The following is a 17139-nucleotide window of genomic DNA, read 5'->3' as shown; positions in this document are numbered from 1 at the left end:
CAGAGGATGTTATGGAACAGATTAAATTGTCATTCCCTGCCAACCGCGCCCTCAGCGGCAAAGCGCTGGCAGGCGTTGTCGGCTCCGGCGATATGGAAGTGCTCTATACCGCCGGACAGAGCGATACGCTCAACGTCGAAATCACCACCTCCGTGGACAACAGCCAGGCGCGCTGGAACGCGCTGTTCGAACGACTGAGCCTGATTAACGGCCTGCCCGGCGGACAGCTGATCATCCACGATTTCGGCGCCACGCCCGGCGTCGCGCGGATCCGTATTGAACAGGTTTTTGAGGAGGTGGCTCATGCGTAACGATCGCAGCTTTATTGAACTCCGCGCCCGTGAACGCGCCCGCACCCTGCTGGATGACGGCAGCTATCGCGAACTGCTGGATCCCTTTGACGGCATTATGTCCCCGTGGCTCGGCGCGCAGGGCATCGTCCCGCAGTCCGACGACGGTATGGTCGTCGCAAAAGGCACCATTAACGGCCAGCCGGCGGTAGTCATTGCCATCGAAGGTACCTTCCAGGGCGGCAGCATGGGCGAAGTCTCCGGCGCGAAAATGGCCGCCGCCCTTGAGCTGGCGGCGGAAGATAACCGCAACGGCATTCCTACCCAGGCGGTGCTGTGCCTGGAAACCGGCGGCGTGCGCCTGCAGGAAGCCAATCTGGGCCTTGCCGCCATCGCCGATATTCACGCCGCGATTGTCGACCTGCGCCGCTACACCCCGGTAATCGGCATTGTCGCCGGTACCGTCGGCTGCTTCGGCGGGATGTCCATCGCCGCGGCGCTGTGCAGCTACCTGATTGTCACCCGTGAAGCGCGTCTGGGCCTCAACGGACCGCAGGTTATTGAACAGGAAGCGGGGATTGAAGAGTACGACTCCCGCGACCGTCCGTTTATCTGGAGCATGACCGGCGGCGAAATTCGCTACGCCAGCGGTCTGGTGGATGCCCTGGTGGGCGATGGCATCAACGCGGTGAAAAGCGCGATGAACGAAGCCATTGCCAAAGGCGTGCCCGCGCAGCATCGCAGCGACAAATATGAAGATTTCCTGACCCGTTTGACCCATTTCGATACCCGCCAGCAGGCGGATACCGCTCAGATCAAACAGCTATTCGCCCGGGAGGAGAAATAATGAACCAGTTCACAAACCGCGCCGCGCTGTGGCTAAACCAGCTGGCGCCGAACGCCCCGCTAATGACCGGTCTGTGCCCCTCGGTGCAGGTTGCCGATGCCGATTTTAACGGTGAAACCGCCCGTTTTATCGCCGTGGTGCCGGATGCTAATAACCATTATCCACGCGCCGCTCAGGGTGAAGTCGGCCTGCTCGAAGGCTGGACGCTGGCCAAAGTGGTCAACGAAACCATCGACGCCGATGCCGATAACGCGGTGAAGCGCCCGATTATCGCGGTTATCGATGTCCCCAGCCAGGCCTATGGCCGTCGCGAAGAAGCGTTCGGTATTCATCAGGCGCTGGCGGGCGCCGCGGGCGCCTACGCCAAGGCGCGGCTTGCCGGACATCCGGTGATTGGCCTGATCGTCGGCAAAGCGATGTCCGGGGCGTTTCTCGCCCATGGCTACCAGGCCAATCGTCTGATCGCCTTTAACGACGCCGGGGTACTGGTGCATGCGATGGGTAAAGAGTCCGCCGCGCGGATCACCCTGCGCACCGTTGAGGCGCTGGAGAAACTGGCGGCAACCATCCCTCCGATGGCCTATGACGTCAGCAACTACGCAACGCTCGGCCTGCTCTCCGCCCTGCTGGATATCAGCAATCCTGACGCGCCGGACGCCCGCGATCTGACGCTGGTCACCGACACCCTGCGCGACGCCATCGCTGACGCCCGCCGGGATGTCTCGCTGAAGTGCCGCCTTGGCGCGGAGAACCGCCGTAGTTCCCAACAGGTGCGCGATCGCATGCGCGCCAGCTGGTAGTCAGTCCCTAAGTAGAAGAAAACCTGCCGGAAGCGGCCGCCCGGGGCGCCATCGCGCGCCCCGGAAATAAACCGCTTTTAGAAATTATAACAATCGCGCCAGTACTCTATTTTCATTTACAGGTGATTTATGACTTATGTGATTATTCATGCCCTCGCGCCGATTTTTGTCATCATGCTGCTGGGCTTCTGGGCCGGCAAGGCCAAAATGGTCGATAACAAAAACGTCTCTTTACTCAACATCTTCGTGATGGACTTCGCCCTGCCCGCCACGCTGTTCAGCGCCACGGTGCAAACGCCGTGGAGCGGTATTGTCGCGCAATCGCCGCTGGTGCTGGTGCTGACCGGGGCGATGTGGATTACCTATGCGGCCATCTACTTCCTCGCGACCCGCGTCTTCAAGCGCTCGCCGCAGGATGCCGCCGTGCTGACCCTGACCGTCGCGCTGCCTAACTACGCCGCGCTTGGCCTGCCGATTCTGGGCAGCGTGCTCGGCGAAGGCGCCTCCACCTCCCTCTCCGTCGCCGTTTCCATCGCCTGCGGCTCGGTACTGATGACGCCGTTCTGCCTGCTGATTCTGGAACGTGAAAAAGCGCTCGCCGCCGGAGAGAACAGCGGCTCGACGCTGGCAATGCTGCCGGTTCTGATGTGGCGTTCGGTGAAAAAACCGATTGTCTGGGGTCCGCTGCTGGGGGTCGTGCTTTCAGCCATCGGTATCAAAATGCCGGATCTGCTGCTCGCCTCTATCAAACCGCTGGGCCTGGCGGCGACCGCCGCCGCGCTGTTCCTGACCGGGGTGATTCTGTCGGCGCGTAAGCTGCAGCTCAATGCGCTGATTGCCACTTCCACTATTGTCAAACTGCTGGTGCAGCCGTTTATCGCCTGGGGTCTGGTGATGCTGCTGGGGCTGCACGGCTCTATCGCCATTACCGCCATTCTGATGATTGCGCTGGCGGCCGGTTTCTTTGGCGTGGTCTTCGGCAACCGCTTTGGCGTGCAGTCGCCGGATGCGGAAGCGGTGCTGCTGTTAAGCTCGGTTCTGTGTATTCTGTCGCTGCCGCTGTTTATCACCTTAACGTCAGGAATCTAACGATGTCATCAACGCCGCGTCCTCATGATTTAGTCTGGTTGAATAATGCCGCCGCGCTGGAGGCGATTGAGGAGTCCTGGGTCGCGCAGCACTGGCGTATTAGCCTGCCGGTGGTGGTACGACGCGACGTTGATGCTAACGCCCGCATTCCGGTGGGCGTACGGGGGATGAAGCGCGATCAGCGGGCCGCAGGCTGGGTACAGAGGGAAAATATCGTCCGTACCGTCAGCCCGGAAACCCTCGCCGATCGCCAACAGCTCCTGCGCTCGCCGTTTGTCTCCCAGCCGCCGGTACAGGCGGCGATATCACTGACCTTACACTCCTGGCCGTGGCGCTGGGGCATTACCGGCAGCACCGGCTACGCGCTGGCCACCGAGATTCCGGTACTTCACGCCGCCAGCGATCTCGATCTGCTGATCCGCGCGCCGCAGCCGATCGCTCGCGAAGCGCTGCTCGCCTGGCAGTCCCGCGTCGCGCAGCTGCCCTGCCGGGCGGATACCCAGGTCGAAACGCCCGCAGGGGCTTTCGCGCTAAATGAGTGGCTGCGCGATGGCCGCGTCCTGCTGAAAACGTCCCGCGGCGCGCGCCTGACCGCTGCGCCGTGGAACAGGGAGGAAGCATGAAAATTCTCTTTACCTTTCCCGGTCAGGGAAACCAGCGGCCGGATATGCTCGCCGCGCTTCCCGACCGCCAGAATATCCTCGCTGAAGCGCGAACCGTGCTCGGCGATGAAGTAGACCATATAGATACCGCCGCCGCGTTAAAACATACCCGTGCGGTGCAGCTGTGCCTGCTGATCGCAGGCACAGCCTGGGCGCGGGAGCTGCAGCGTCAGGGAGTAAATCCGGACATGGTCAGCGGCCTGTCGATAGGGGCTTTCCCGGCGGCGGTGATGGCCGGCACGCTGGATTTCACCGACGCCCTGCGGCTGGTGGCGCTGCGCGGCGATTTAATGGAGCAGGCTTATCCTCACGGCTACGGGCTGACGGCGATTATGGGCCTGACGCTCGACCGCGTGGAAAAGCTGATTGCCGACAGCGACCTCTATATTGCCAACCTGAACGCGGAAACGCAGATTGTCATTGCCGGACGCGACGACGAGATGGCCCGCGTGGCCCGGCTGGCGCTGGCGGCTGGCGCCGGTAAAGCACAGCGGCTGGCGGTCAGCGTACCTTCCCACTGCGCGCTGCTGGATGAACCGGCGGCTAAGCTGGCAAAAGCGTTCACTGACGTCACGCTGCAGCGCCCGCGCTGCGCCTATCTGAGCGGCTCCACGGCGCGCGTTTTATGGGACCCGTTAAGCATTGCCGACGATTTGGCGCGGAATATGGCGCGAACCGTGCGCTGGCAGGAAGCGATGATCGCCGCTGACGAACGGGACGCGCGGCTGGCGGTCGAGATGCCGCCCGGCGGCGTGCTGACCTGTCTCACCCGCCAGGCGGGCTGGCAGGGGGAGTGTATTGCGCTGGAGCGCAGCGGTATCGACGTTGCCCGTCACCTGGCGAACCGGCTTAACGGCTGAGGCTGCGGGCGTACATCCGCCCTTCTGCCGCCAGCGCCAGCAGGTCGGCGTCGCGCTCGCGATGGTGTGAGTAGACAATGGAGATCAGCTGGCGCATCTGATACGGCTCCGCCAGCTTCAGCAGCTGTACGTCGTTTTCATACACCTTTTTCATTCGTCCCGGCAGCAGCGCAAAGCCTACGCCCGCCTGCACCAGGCTAATCATCGAAAAGATATCGTTAACCCGGGTGACGATTTCAGGCTCGAATCCGGCCACCTGGAAGGCGTCCTGAAATCCGGCATAGGTGGCAAACCCTTCCGCCAGCGAAACAAACTTGCGCCTGGCGTAATCGCGCAGCTCGGCGGGAGCGGTGGTATCCAGCTGTTCCGTCGCCGGGGCGGCGAGGAAGATATCGTCCTCAAACAGCGGGACCACATCAAAAGCCGAATTATTGAATTCACCTTCGTTGGTGGCGATGAGGATCGCATCAAGCGCGTCATCTTCCAGCATATCCAGCAGCATCTGATTGGAGCCCATGGTGAGATCCAGCTCCAGCTCCGGCCGACGCAGCTTCATGCCCATAATAATGCGCGGCACGGTTTCAAGGGTCAGGGAGTAAAGCGTGCCGATGCGCAGCCGGCCCTGCCCGACGCCGGCTACTTTACGCGTCGCTTCCAGGCCGCGGGTCATCAGGCTCATGACGTCCTGACAGTACTCCAGCAGCGTCCACGCCGCCGGGAGCGGCAGCAGGTTGCGTCCTTTATGAATAAACAGCGGGCAGCCGACGCCCTCTTCCAGCGTATGCAGCGCCCGGTGGACGCTGACGCCGCTCAGCTGCATGGCCTCAGCGGTTCTGGCGATGTTCCCTTTCGCCATAAACATCATAAATACCGACAGCTTGCGGAAGGTGATGTCCTGATTAATGTCGTCTTTCATTGCCCTGGGCTCCGCGTTTCGGTCTTCATTAGCATTTTCTTTCGTGATTTCAAGACAGTATAACCACAATTAACGAATGAAGGATTAGCCGGAAGGGGGATATCAGCGCGGGGGGAGAGATTAGAGCAATGTCTCGTTTTCGCCGGGACAGCGAAGAGAGGCCAGTAGGCCCGGTGAGGCATCAGCCGCCACCGGGCAATGTCAACGACGTGGGCTTACAGCGCCATATCGTGCTGCGGCGACGTTTCCGCCTTCGGCTCTGCCGGTTTGGCGGTCATCACCGGCGCGGTGGCGTTCATCTCAATCACCGGCGGTTTGGTCAGCTGCAGCGCCGCCGCGGTATCATCCCAAACCTGCTGGGTCAGCGCGACGTTGCCGTTCAGCTTCTGGCCGTAGCTCGGGACGATATCGTGAATACGGCGCTGCCATTCCGCTGAATGAAACTGCTCAGGGAACATCTGCTTAAGAACGTTCAGGGTAATCGGCGCGGCGGTAGAAGCACCCGGCGAAGCGCCCAGCAGCGCGGAGAGGGTTTTCTGCTGGTCGACTACCACTTCGGTACCCAGCTTCAGTATGCCGCCCTTCTCTGCATCTTTTTTGATGATCTGCACGCGCTGACCGGCCTGGATCAGCTTCCAGTCCTCTTTACGCGCGCCAGGGTAATACTCTTTCAGCGCCGCAAAACGGTCGTCGTCGCTCAGCATCACCTGGCTGATGAGGTATTTCACCAGATCGAAGTTGTCCAGACCCACGTGGGTCATCGGCAGGACGTTATCGGTGGTGGTGGTGCTCAGCAGGTCGAAGAACGAACCGTTTTTCAGGAATTTCGTCGAGAAGGTGGCGAATGGCCCAAACAGCACCACGCGCTTGCCGTCGAGGAAGCGGGCATCAAGATGCGGGACCGACATCGGCGGTGCGCCTACAGAGGCCTGACCGTAAACTTTTTGCTGGTGCGCGTTGGTCACCGCCGGGTTTTCGGTCATCAGGAAAGAGCCGCCTACCGGGAAACCCGCATAGTTATCCGCTTCCGGAATACCGGTTTTTTGCAGTAATTTCAGCGCGCCGCCGCCGGCGCCGATAAATACGTATTTCGCATCGATCGCCTGCTCTTCACCGCTATTAACGTTTTTAATCGTCACGTGCCAGGAATTATCGGCATTGCGTTTAAAATCGGTGACTTCTGAAGAGGTCTGCAGCGTGAAGTTATTATTTTTCTTCAGGCTACCGATCAGCTGGCGGGTTATTTCCCCATAGTTAACGTCGGTACCCACCGGAGTCCAGGTTGCCGCAACGCGCTGCTGCGGATCGCGCCCTTCCATCACCAGCGGCGCCCACTGTTTTATTTGCGCGTGATCGGTAGAGAATTTCATCCCCTGGAATAAGGTCGTTTGCTGCAGCGCGGCGTAGCGTTTTTGCAGATAATCAACGTTATCTCCCCAGACGAAACTCATGTGCGGCGTGGAGTTAATAAAAGAGTGCGGATCGTGCAAAATGCCGCGTTTGACCTGCGCCGTCCAGAACTGGCGGGAGATCATAAACTGTTCGTTAATATCCAGCGCTTTGCTGACGTCGATGGTGCCGTCCGGGCGTTCCGGCGTATAGTTCAGCTCCATATTCGCGGAGTGCCCGGTACCGGCGTTGTTCCAGCCGTTAGAGGACTCCAGCGCGACGCCATCCAGCTTCTCAACCATCACCTGTTTCCAGTCCGGCTGTAATTCCTGCAGCCAGGTCCCCAGCGACGCGCTCATAATACCGCCGCCAATCAGCAGGAAATCAGTTTTTTTCGAGGTATCGTCATTTGCGAAGGTCGCCGAGCTGACGAACATCGCTAATGCGGTCATAGATATAATCGTATTTTTAATTGCAGGCATAATAGAAATATCACATAGCACAAGTGTAATAAGAGCGTGCATATTAACGCACTTTTACTTTATTTTAAAATATCATTTACACATGCGCACACATAGCTAATTATTGTTAACCTGGTTTTTTAACTTAAAAAAGTAAATACCTCGCCAGCAGCAATAAATACGCCTTGCGATCGCCATTTTCAGAAGGGGAATTAAACCCGGTAAGCGGATGAAGAGTATGGAATAACGATGCTGTGTATGACCAGATTATTTTGCGTCATCCGGCGCGTATTGTGGAAATACGCGCCGTCGGGTTAAGTTCAGGCAACCGTCTGCGCCGCGCGTAGCGCAATCCGCAGATGATCGTTATGCTCTGCCAGCAGCTCGCGCGCCTGCCAGGCATCCAGCCCGCTGAGGAGCATGAGTATTGCCGTCCGGCAGTGCTGATTGCAGCTGGCCAGCGCGGCTTTGGCCTCGCTGCGCGAGCACCCCGTCGCCGCCATCACGATCGCTATCTGCCGCTCGGCCTCGTGCGGCGTATTGGCCTGCAGATCGACGCGCAGGTTTTCATAGACCCGTCCTTCGCGAATCGCCAGCCCGGTGGTCAGCATCGTCAGGATCTGCCGCTGCGCAATGCGCGCTTTCGGATTCCCGAAACCCGCCACCGCTTCCGGCCCGGTTTGCGGGGCGATAATGATATCCGCCAGCTGCGCGGCTTCACTGGTGGGCTGCTGCGTCACAACCGCAATCGGCGCCCCCAGCGACCAGGCGTGGCGCATCGCGCCCCAGACCCACGGCGTTTTGCCGCTAACCGTCAGCGCCAGCAGCATATCCTGGTTGCTGAATCGCAGAGCCTCAAGTTCGAAAGCCCCAAGATCGTAATGACTCGCGGCGGTTTCCATCTCCTGCCGCGCGGCGGTCGCTCCTCCGGCGATAAGGGCGACAAGCGAATGTTTTCCCTCCGGGGTAAATTCATTCACCGCCTGCGCGGCGGCTTGACCCGATGCCCCGGCCCCCACAATCACCAGCCGCCCTCCCCGGCTGAGCGTCGCCGTCGCGTTATCCATCAGGCGCGCGATCGCCGGCAAACAGGCCTCAACGGCATCGGCAATCCGCTTATCATCCTTGTGCAGCAGCGTCAGCATATCGAGGGTGGCAAGACTATCAATATGGGTGGTTTCAGGGTGGCGTCGTTCCATCATTGAAGCGGTTGGCTTACTGCTCATAAAAACCTCCATTTAAACGCGAAAGAACCTTCCGGGACGAAAGCGCAGGCCTGAGGCAAACCCTTTCATTGACCATGGCTATTAATGGCAGTGTAAGGCTTAAGCGACGCGCTTTACCGCCACCGGAGTCACAGTTTTCATCCCCCTGAAGCCATTCAGCTGCCGATTGGTCGTTATCCAACCAGCGGCGCGTTTGGCGCGACGAGTTTTGAGGCGAGGCCCATGCGCTATTAGCGCAACGTCAGCCCGCCATCCACGACATACTGGCTACCGCTCACGAAGGACGCCGCGTCGGAAAGCAGAAACAGCGCCACATCAGCCGCTTCAGCCGCCGTCCCCTGGCGGTGAAGCGCCAGGCGGCTCACCACCGAGGCTTCAAATTCGCGGCGCACCTCGTCGCGCATAAAATGGCGAAATGGGGTGTCAATCGGGCCGGGAACCAGCGCGTTAACGCGGATATTTCGTTCCCCTAACGCCGAGGCCCAGCAGCGGGTTAACGAAATCAGCGCGCCTTTAGTCGCCGAATAGAGGCTTGCCGCAGCGGCCCCTTCATAAGCGGAAGTGGACGCCGTCACCACCACCGAGGCTCCCGCATTAAGCTTTCCGGCAAGCGCCGCCATCTGGAGAACCGGCCCGCGCACGTTGGTCGCCATCATGCGATCAAAGGCCGCGGCATCCACCTGCGACAGCTCCCCAACCGCTGCGTATCCGGCGTTGAGCCAGAGGCCATCAAGCCCGCCGGATGAATCGATCGCCTCGGCCAGCGCCGCGCCGGTCAGCGGATCGCTGGCATCATTGTCAATGACCCGCGCCCGAGCCGAGAGCTGCCGGCGAAGAGACGCCAGCCGTCCGGGATCGCGCCCGGTGGCGATCACCCAACCGCCTTCGCTATCGATGCGCTTTGCCCCGGCAAGCCCGATTCCGCTTGTCGCACCGGTGATAAGAACTCTTTTTGCGCTAAATCTCGCCATGGTCATTGCCCCTCTCTGCGTAATCACATTTATCAGGATGGTAACCAGCGAAGAACTGTTTGATAATACCAGTATTATCAATAAGACTGTTTGGGGTAATAGCCATAATGCGCGGAAGTGATTTTGCGGAATTAAGAGCCTTCGCGATGGTGGTTGAGCAAGGCAGTTTTACCCGGGCGGCGGCGCATCTCGGCGTCACGACCTCCACCTTAAGCGCAACCATCCGTCGTCTCGAGGAACGCATCGGCGTACGTTTATTACACCGGACAACGCGCAGCGTCGCGCCGAGCGAGGCCGGCAAGCGTATGATGCAGCGGCTGGCTCCTGCGCTGGCGGCGCTGGAAGACGCGGTTACCGATGCCCGGACGGCCAGCGCGCCCGCGGGCCGCCTGCGCCTCAATGTGTCGCGCATCGCTGCGATTCATTATCTGGCGCCGCTGCTGGGCGGATTTATGCAACGCTATCCCAACATTGAGCTGGATATTGTTACCGACGATGCTTTAGTCGATATCGTTTCTTCCGGTTTTGACGCCGGAATTCGTCTCGGTGAAAAGCTCCATCAGGATATGGTTGCCGTCAGGCTGAGCGGCGACCTAGAAATGAAAGTCGTCGCCTCTCCGCACTATCTGGCGCAAGCGCCGCAGCCGCGAAAGCCGCAGGATTTGCTACAGCACCCCTGTCTGACTTATCGCAGGCCCAGCGACGGCAGCGTTTATCGTTGGGAGTTTCAGCGCGACGGCGAACGCTACGAGATTGCGGTCAAAGGGCCGATCGTCGTCGATGAACCGGCCATGCTGACGCCGTTAGCCCTCAAGGGCACCGGTATTGCCTATCAGTTTGCCCATCAGGTCGATCCCTGGCTGGAGACAGGCCAGCTAGTCCAGCTATTGAAAGAGTGGACCCCGGCTTTTCCCGGGTTTTACGTTTACTACCCCAGCCGTAAGCAGATGGCATCGCCGCTGCGGGCGTTTATTGACTATCTGCTGGCCGTCGGCGGCAAATCGCGTCCGCCAGAATTGCCGTCTGGCTGATTTTGCTTTTATTACGCGGCTTTATGAAAACCGCGCATTCAGCGATAATACGCCTCTATCCGTTTTCTCCTGGGGTCGGTATGAATGAATTCGCGCAGCAGCCCGCGCGTAAACGCGCAATGAGCATGAAGCTGAGCACCGCCGTGACCTTAATGATCGGCAGCGTCATCGGTTCAGTACTGATTCTGGTCTATGCCCTGTGGTTTATGCAGATTAGCGGCGCCACCCGCGACGGCGTGAAAGATACGGCGCTGGCGGTGGCGCGGACGCTGGCCGACACCCCGGAAGTCAAGCGCGGCCTGACGCTGCCGCCGGACAGCAGCATTATTCAGCCGCTGGCGCTGGCCGTCACCCGGCGCAATGGCCTGCTGTTTGCCGTCGTCACCAATATGGACGGCATTCGCTACTCGCATCCCAATAGCCAGATTATCGGCAAACCTTTTATCGGCGATGACATCCGGCCCACGCTGGCGGGCAAAGAGAACGTTGCCGTCAACCACGGCGTGCTGGCTCCGGCGCTGCGCGTCTTCACCCCGGTGTTTGACGATAGCCGCCGGCAAATTGGCGTGGTGGCGATTGGCATTTCGCTGAGCAAAGTCGATACGCAGATCGCCGCCAGCCGCTGGGATGTGATTCTGACCGTGCTGTTCAGCGCGCTCGTGTGCGCCGTCGGTACATGGAGCCTGGTTCGCGGCCTGAAGCGCGTCCTGCTGGGCCTTGAGCCGCAGGAGATCTCAACGCAGTTCCAGCAGCGCCAGGCGATGCTGCACTCATTAAAAGAGGGCGTCGTGGCGGTGGATACAGACGGCAAGGTGACGCTGATTAACCCCGCCGCGCGTGACATTCTGTTTAACGGCCCCGGGAACGATATCGCGCAAACGCCGCTGCTGGCGGATTTGCAGGAAGTGCTGCAAACCGGCGAGCCGATTTACGATCGGGAGTTGGGCTGTAACGGTCTGCTGCTGATCAGCAACACGGTCCCCGTCCGCGACGAGGATGACGTGGTCGGCGCCATCAGCACCTTCCGTGACAAAACCGAAGTCAGCCAGCTGCTGCAGCGGCTTGACGGGATGGTGAACTATGTGGACGCCCTGCGTACCACCTCGCATGAATTTATGAATAAGCTGCACGTGATCCTCGGCCTGTTGAATATGAAAAGCTACGATAAGCTGGAAGAGTACGTGCTGCAGACCGCCCACACCTATCAGGCGGATATCGGCGAAATCCAGCACCGGATTAAATCACCGGTAGTGGCAGGCTTTTTGATCGGTAAAATTCAGCGCGCTAAGGAGCGGGGTTTTACCCTCACTCTCGCCGAAGAGAGCCTGGTGCCGGACTGCCCGAATGAAAAACAGGTCACCGTACTGGTTACGGTGCTGGGTAATTTAATCGAGAACGCGCTGGATGCCATGAGCGGCCAGGCCGAAGGCGAAGTCGGCCTGCTGCTGCATTACCAGAACGGCTGGTTAAGCGGCGAAGTCAGCGATGATGGTCCCGGTATCCCGGAAGCGTTTATCGATGATATTTTTAATAAAGGCTTCTCCACCAAAGGCGAAAACCGCGGCGTCGGGCTGTTTCTCGCCAGCCAGCAGCTTCGCGAACTGGGCGGATCGCTGGCCGTGGAATCCGAACCCGGCGTATTTACTCAATTTTTTGTTCATCTCCCGTGGGACAGTAAAAGGAAAAGTGCGTGATAAATGTATTAATTGTTGACGATGATGCCATGGTTGCCGAACTGAACCGCCTGTACGTGGGACGGGTCAGCGGCTTCCGCTGCAGCGGCACGGCGTCTACGTTAAGTAAAGCCAGGGAGATGATTAACGACAAGGATCTGGAGATAGACCTGGTGCTGCTGGATGTCTATATGCAGCAGGATAGCGGTCTGGATCTGCTGCCCGCCATTCGCGCGTCCGGACGGGCCATCGACGTGATTATGATTACTTCCGCCGCGGATGCCGCGACGGTTCAGGCCTCGATGCGCTACGGCGTGGTGGACTATCTGATCAAACCCTTCCAGTTTCCACGGTTTGAAGAGGCGCTCACCGCCTGGCGCGAAAAGCGTAAGCTGATGACCGGTCAACCCTATTATGAACAAGCGGATGTCGACCGGCTGCTGCACGGCGGCGTACCGGAAGCCGCTGACGCCCGCAAGTTGCCGAAAGGCCTGACGCCCCAGACGCTGCGCACCCTCTGTCAGTGGATTGATGCCCATCCGGACGTGGAGTTCTCCACCGACGAGCTGGCGGCAGCGGTAAATATATCCCGGGTTTCGTGCCGCAAATACCTGATTTGGCTGGCGCAAATTAATATTTTGTACACCAGTATCCACTACGGCGCCACGGGACGTCCGGTGTACCGCTACCACCTGATAGCGGAACAGTACGGCCTGCTTAAGCAGTACAGCCAGTAAGCCGGTAGCCGTCATCCAGCAGCTGAAAGCGGAAACGGCGCTGTGAAGAGAGGATAACGTCGCGATTTTTAGTGACGAAAATCGCTTCGATATCCTCGCGCTGGCGCAGCGCCGCGCAGCCTTTCTCTACGCCAAGACCGTAGATCAGGGTGGTCCAGATATCGCCGTCCAGCGAGTCGGCGGAAATAATCGTTACGCTCTCCAGCTCGTTATCCAGCGGGTAGCCGCTGCGCGGGTCGAGAATATGGTGCCAGCGTTTGCCGTCCTGCTCGAAGTAGCGTTCGTAAATGCCCGAGGTCACCACCGATTGCCCCGCCACCGCAATGCTGCCAATCAGCGCATCCGCCGCTGAGTACGGTTTTTTCAGCCCGATTGACCATTCGCCCAGGGTATGGACATTGCCGCCGAGATTAATCAGCGCGGCGTTCACGCCCTGCTGCCGCAAATAGTCGCGCACCCGGTCGGCGATATAGCCTTTCGCGATGGCACCAAGATCGATCTCCATTCCCGTCCGCGCAAGGTAGACGCTGCTGGCGGCGTCATCGAGGATCACATCCTGAGCACGCGTTAACGTCAGGCGAGCGGCAATATCCTGCGGGGCAGGCACGCTCTGACCCTGAAAACCAACGCGCCACAGCTTCACCAGCGGGCCGATCGCCAGGTTAAACGCGCTGTCCCGCGCCATGCTGGCGGCTTTGGCGCATTTAATCAGCGCATACACCGGGCGGCTCACCGTCACCGGATGCCGCCCGGCGGCATGGTTGATATCCATCACCTGGGAGTGCGCGCGGTTAACGGTGAAAAGATCTTCATAGCCTTTAATCAGCTGAAAGACGCGGGAGGCAAGCGGTTCATCGTGAACGTAGAGCTTGAGGAGGATGGGCGAACCCATCAGTACGGCGGAGTAGCTGTAGACGCGGTTGTCGGACATATCGCACTCCTCAGAGAGATAAGAAGCCGGGCCGTCTATTTGCCAGCCCGGCAGGTGTCGCTGACGTTTAACCTCTGGCGCGTTTCGCCGCCTGATGGCCCGCGAGGGTCCCGAAGATAATGATATCGGCCACCGCGTTACCGCCGATGCGGTTACCGCCGTGAATGCCGCCAACCACTTCGCCCGCGGCAAAAGCGCCCGCAATCACCTGATGACCGGCATTCAGCACCGCGGTATCGGTGTTAATGGTCACGCCGCCCATCGTGTGGTGAACCCCCGGAGCGATACGAATCGCATGGTAAGGGCCTTCATTGATCGGCGCACGCAGCGCGGTGGTACGGCCAAAGTCATCGTCATGCTGTTTTTCAACAAAGCCGTTGTAGCGTTCCAGCGTATTGAGAAAAGCATGGTAATCCATCCCCAGTTTCTCCGCCAGCTGACGCGGCGAGCTGGCGCTGGTGACGAAACCTTTAGCGATGTACTCATCGGCGGCTTTGTTTTTCGCCCGGACGTGCTCGTCAAAGACGATATAGGCGAAGTGCTCAGGCAGCGCGATAATCGCGGCGGAAACCTTATCGCGGGTCTCCATTTCGTTGAAGAAGCGGTTGCCCTGCGGGTTCACCAGTATCGCCCCGCCGCCGCGAATCGACTCGGAAATCAGGTACGAGGTTTGCTGCTCGACGGTCGGGTGAATCTGAATTTCGCCCATATCCACGGTGCCCGCGCCGATGCGTTCAAGCAGCGCGATACCGCCGCCGGTCGCCCCTTTATGGTTGGTGGTCACAAAGCCCGCCAGATCCGGGCGGTATTTCACCACCATCGCGCTGTTGGCGCTGAAGCCGCCGGTAGCCACCACGATGCTCTTCGTCTGTACCACTACGGATTCGTTTTCATCGGTGAGCAGGCGCACGCCGCTCACCTCATCGTCGGTCATCAGGATCTCTTCCACCGACGTATCCAGCAGGACATCGATACCGCGTTTGGTGATGTTACGCACCAGGCCGCTGATCAGGTAGCCGCCGACCGCCGACCCGTCACGCGGACGGTGGGTGCGGTCGATGCTCATCCCGCCGGTAGTGGTGATATCGTTAAGCATAATGCCGCGACGCGCCAGCCACTCAATGGCCTCCGGCGCATTCTCCACGAAGCGGCGCAGCAGCTGCGGGTCGTTTTTGTTCTTACCGCCTTTCAGCGTTTCCTGGTAAAACAGCTCTTTGCTGTCTTCAATACCTTTCACGCGCTGGAAGCGGGTCTCTGCGGCGTTCATCCCGGCAGAAGCTTTAATGGTGTTACCGCCGATGGTCGGCATTTTTTCAACGATCAGAACGCTCGCACCTTCATCGTGTGCCTGAATCGCGGCCGCCAGACCGGCTCCGCCGCTGCCGACCACCACCACATCGTAGCTTTTCGGCGCCGCATCGCCCGCGCCCTCTTCGGCGGCCAGCGCTTTACTGGACTTCAGCATCGCTTTGGAAACCGCCTTTTTCACCGCTTCGCTCTGGCTGGTTGCGCCGGAAATCGCATCCACGTGCGGGGTGTTGGCGCTGAGGATCCGCTCGCGGATCTCTTCAAAGCTGGTGGTGAACTCGACGGTCTGTACCGGGCTTGCCGCCAGTGCGATATCGGCAATGCGGTCGTTTTCCAGGCTGACGTTGATCACCAGCTCGTTAGCGTCGTCCTGAACGGTTTCGACGAACATCCCCGGTTTGAATTTGGCGTCGCCCATGCTCATATCGCGGATCATCGCCTCCACCAGCGAGAAGCGCCACAGCGGTTCCGGGATGTTCAGCGCTTCGCGCTGGGTGCTGTCAATAAACAGCTCCAGCTCTTCGCCGGCGGCAATGCGCGCCGTCCAGTCAGGATACGCGATACAGGCGCGGCCCACCGCCATCAGGTCGTAGCCGTGATCCAGACCCTGCTCGGCATCGGCCGCGTTCACTACCCCGCCCACGCCCATCACCGGCACCTGAGCCAGGGTTTCAGAGCGCATGGCGCAATATTTTTCAATCAGCGGCGTGGGATCGATGGTATCGACAATCGACGGGCGCAGCGTGGCGCCAACCGAGAAGTGGAGATAGTCGACGCCGCGGGCGGCCAGCTTTTCCAGCAGATACATGGTGTCAGCAAAACGGATACCGGGGACTTCCATCTCTTCCGGGGAGAACCGGTAGCCGATAATAAAGGCATCGTCGGCGTACTGGCGGGCCATTTTGTGGGTGATGTCCAGTACCGCCAGCGGGAATTTCGCGCGATTATCGCGACTGCCGCCCCATTCATCGTCGCGCTGGTTAGAGTTTGGCGAATAAAACTGCTGGATCAGATAGGTGTTCGCGCCGTGAATCTCGACGCCGTCGAAACCGGCCTGAATGGCGCGGCGTACGCCTTCGCCAAACTTCGCGATCATGCCCTCGACTTCAGCGCCGCTCAGCGCGCGGGGGGTTGCTGCGCCATCGCGCGGCGCGGCAATCGCGCTCGGGGCAACCGGCTGGCGTCCGCCGATAAGCTGCGGGTCGACCATCCGGCCGCCGTGGTAGATCTGCAGAATCGCTTTTGACCCTTCCGCCTTGATGGCGGCGGCAATTTTCGCCAGGCCAGCCACTTTTTCATCATTATCGATACCGATGGCGCCGGGGAACGCCAGACCGTAGTCATCAATAAAGCAGCATTCAACGATAATGGTGCCGATACTGCCTGCGCGAGCGCGGTAGTACTCAACCAGTTCGCTGGTCACGGTACCGTCAAAATAACCGGTGCAGGTGGTCATCGGCGCCATTAACAGGCGGTTTTTAAGCTCAGTACCGTTCGGTAAAGTAAAAGGACGCAAAATTCGTGGATGACTGGTCATAATGACGCTCCAGATTTTAAATATTGAAAATTGAGAATTGGGTGACGGAATTGTTTTTGTTTGTATTTGGTAATCCCTTAAGTCATGCCAATAATATAGCGCTTTTTTTAGTTACCAAAATAATTACGTTAATTAAAAAACTATTTAATACCAACAATAACATCGATACCTCCTTTGTATTATTAATTAAATATAATTCGTTCACATAGTGGATATAACCAATAACAAATCTGAAACCATTTTTAACATGCATCGCCAGGAAGATATCAAAATAAAATGATAAAATTCAATAAGATAAATACATTATCAGTTCGTGAAATCATTCGTGATTTAACATTAAGCCAAATTTCAGACAAATAAACACCTCACTAAACAGGGTTGTTCGTAATAATAAAAAAGTGGCTAACAACC

At 58.9% G+C, this 17139-nt stretch carries 15 protein-coding genes; 9 read left to right on the top strand and 6 right to left on the bottom strand.

Translation table 11 applies throughout. The annotated features are described in order from the left end of the window. The first annotated feature begins 11 nt into the window (after window positions 1-11). From mdcC to mdcH, 6 genes are all read left to right on the top strand, one after another. Window positions 12-311: a malonate decarboxylase acyl carrier protein gene (gene mdcC, locus JLG71_RS12750; RefSeq protein WP_004102520.1), complete on the top strand. Its 300-nt coding sequence runs from the start codon at window positions 12-14 to the stop codon at window positions 309-311. Beyond that, entirely contained in the window at window positions 304-1137 is an 834-nt protein-coding gene (locus JLG71_RS12745; RefSeq protein WP_004851300.1) for a biotin-independent malonate decarboxylase subunit beta, read from the top strand. Before mdcC ends, JLG71_RS12745 begins: the two co-directional genes overlap by 8 nt. Beyond that, window positions 1137-1937, top strand: a complete 801-nt coding sequence (mdcE, locus tag JLG71_RS12740) for a biotin-independent malonate decarboxylase subunit gamma (protein WP_064377284.1) — start codon at window positions 1137-1139, stop codon at window positions 1935-1937. The genes JLG71_RS12745 and mdcE overlap by 1 nt, the downstream gene beginning before the upstream one ends. Window positions 1938-2066: 129 nt before the next feature. Next, window positions 2067-3026 (top strand): AEC family transporter, encoded by a 960-nt coding sequence (locus JLG71_RS12735; protein ID WP_004851304.1) that lies wholly within the window; start codon window positions 2067-2069, stop codon window positions 3024-3026. 2 nt (window positions 3027-3028) lie between these two features. After that, window positions 3029-3649 carry a malonate decarboxylase holo-ACP synthase gene (locus tag JLG71_RS12730; protein WP_064357316.1) on the top strand — a complete coding sequence of 207 codons (621 nt, stop codon included), beginning with the start codon at window positions 3029-3031 and terminating at the stop codon, window positions 3647-3649. Then, window positions 3646-4548: a malonate decarboxylase subunit epsilon gene (gene mdcH / locus JLG71_RS12725; protein ID WP_148851262.1), complete on the top strand. Its 903-nt coding sequence runs from the start codon at window positions 3646-3648 to the stop codon at window positions 4546-4548. The genes JLG71_RS12730 and mdcH overlap by 4 nt, the downstream gene beginning before the upstream one ends. Here mdcH and JLG71_RS12720 read toward each other — a convergent pair. The 4 genes from JLG71_RS12720 to JLG71_RS12705 all read right to left on the bottom strand — a co-directional run bounded on the left by JLG71_RS12720 (window position 4538) and on the right by JLG71_RS12705 (window position 9511). Next, window positions 4538-5464, bottom strand: coding sequence for a LysR family transcriptional regulator (locus tag JLG71_RS12720; protein ID WP_004135593.1), 927 nt, complete (start codon window positions 5462-5464; stop codon window positions 4538-4540). The two genes, mdcH and JLG71_RS12720, sit on opposite strands and share 11 nt — an antisense overlap. 215 nt (window positions 5465-5679) lie before the next feature. Further along, window positions 5680-7335 (bottom strand): malate dehydrogenase (quinone), encoded by a 1656-nt coding sequence (gene mqo / locus JLG71_RS12715; RefSeq protein ID WP_009654732.1) that lies wholly within the window; start codon window positions 7333-7335, stop codon window positions 5680-5682. Between the two features lie 299 nt (window positions 7336-7634). After that, window positions 7635-8540 (bottom strand): N-acetylmuramic acid 6-phosphate etherase, encoded by a 906-nt coding sequence (locus tag JLG71_RS12710; RefSeq protein ID WP_048262150.1) that lies wholly within the window; start codon window positions 8538-8540, stop codon window positions 7635-7637. 230 nt (window positions 8541-8770) lie between these two features. Further along, entirely contained in the window at window positions 8771-9511 is a 741-nt protein-coding gene (locus JLG71_RS12705; protein WP_200914260.1) for an SDR family oxidoreductase, read from the bottom strand. 107 nt (window positions 9512-9618) lie between these two features. Between JLG71_RS12705 and JLG71_RS12700 the strand changes: the two genes are divergently transcribed. From JLG71_RS12700 to dcuR, 3 genes are all read left to right on the top strand, one after another. Beyond that, a complete protein-coding gene (locus JLG71_RS12700; RefSeq protein ID WP_032719211.1) occupies window positions 9619-10542 on the top strand; it encodes a LysR family transcriptional regulator in 924 nt (307 codons plus the stop codon). Window positions 10543-10622: 80 nt separating this feature from the next. Continuing rightward, entirely contained in the window at window positions 10623-12236 is a 1614-nt protein-coding gene (locus tag JLG71_RS12695) for a sensor histidine kinase (protein WP_200914259.1), read from the top strand. Continuing rightward, on the top strand, window positions 12233-12952 hold the full coding sequence (gene dcuR, locus JLG71_RS12690) for a two-component system response regulator DcuR (RefSeq protein WP_004851320.1): 720 nt from the start codon (window positions 12233-12235) through the stop codon (window positions 12950-12952). Before JLG71_RS12695 ends, dcuR begins: the two co-directional genes overlap by 4 nt. On the opposite strand, the gene JLG71_RS12685 is transcribed toward dcuR, so the two are convergent. Together JLG71_RS12685 and JLG71_RS12680 are read right to left on the bottom strand one after the other, a co-directional pair. Beyond that, window positions 12933-13883 carry an FAD:protein FMN transferase gene (locus JLG71_RS12685; RefSeq protein WP_049102013.1) on the bottom strand — a complete coding sequence of 317 codons (951 nt, stop codon included), beginning with the start codon at window positions 13881-13883 and terminating at the stop codon, window positions 12933-12935. The two genes, dcuR and JLG71_RS12685, sit on opposite strands and share 20 nt — an antisense overlap. A 67-nt stretch (window positions 13884-13950) precedes the next feature. Further along, the gene (locus JLG71_RS12680) at window positions 13951-16728 is read right to left on the bottom strand and encodes a flavocytochrome c (RefSeq protein ID WP_200914258.1); all 2778 of its coding nucleotides are present in this window, start codon (window positions 16726-16728) and stop codon (window positions 13951-13953) included. Window positions 16729-17139 lie beyond the last annotated feature (411 nt).

It is taken from the genome of Klebsiella michiganensis (assembly GCF_015139575.1).
In the GTDB taxonomy this organism is placed as follows: domain Bacteria; phylum Pseudomonadota; class Gammaproteobacteria; order Enterobacterales; family Enterobacteriaceae; genus Klebsiella; species Klebsiella michiganensis.
This window is presented reverse-complemented; position numbering and strand designations above follow the sequence as displayed.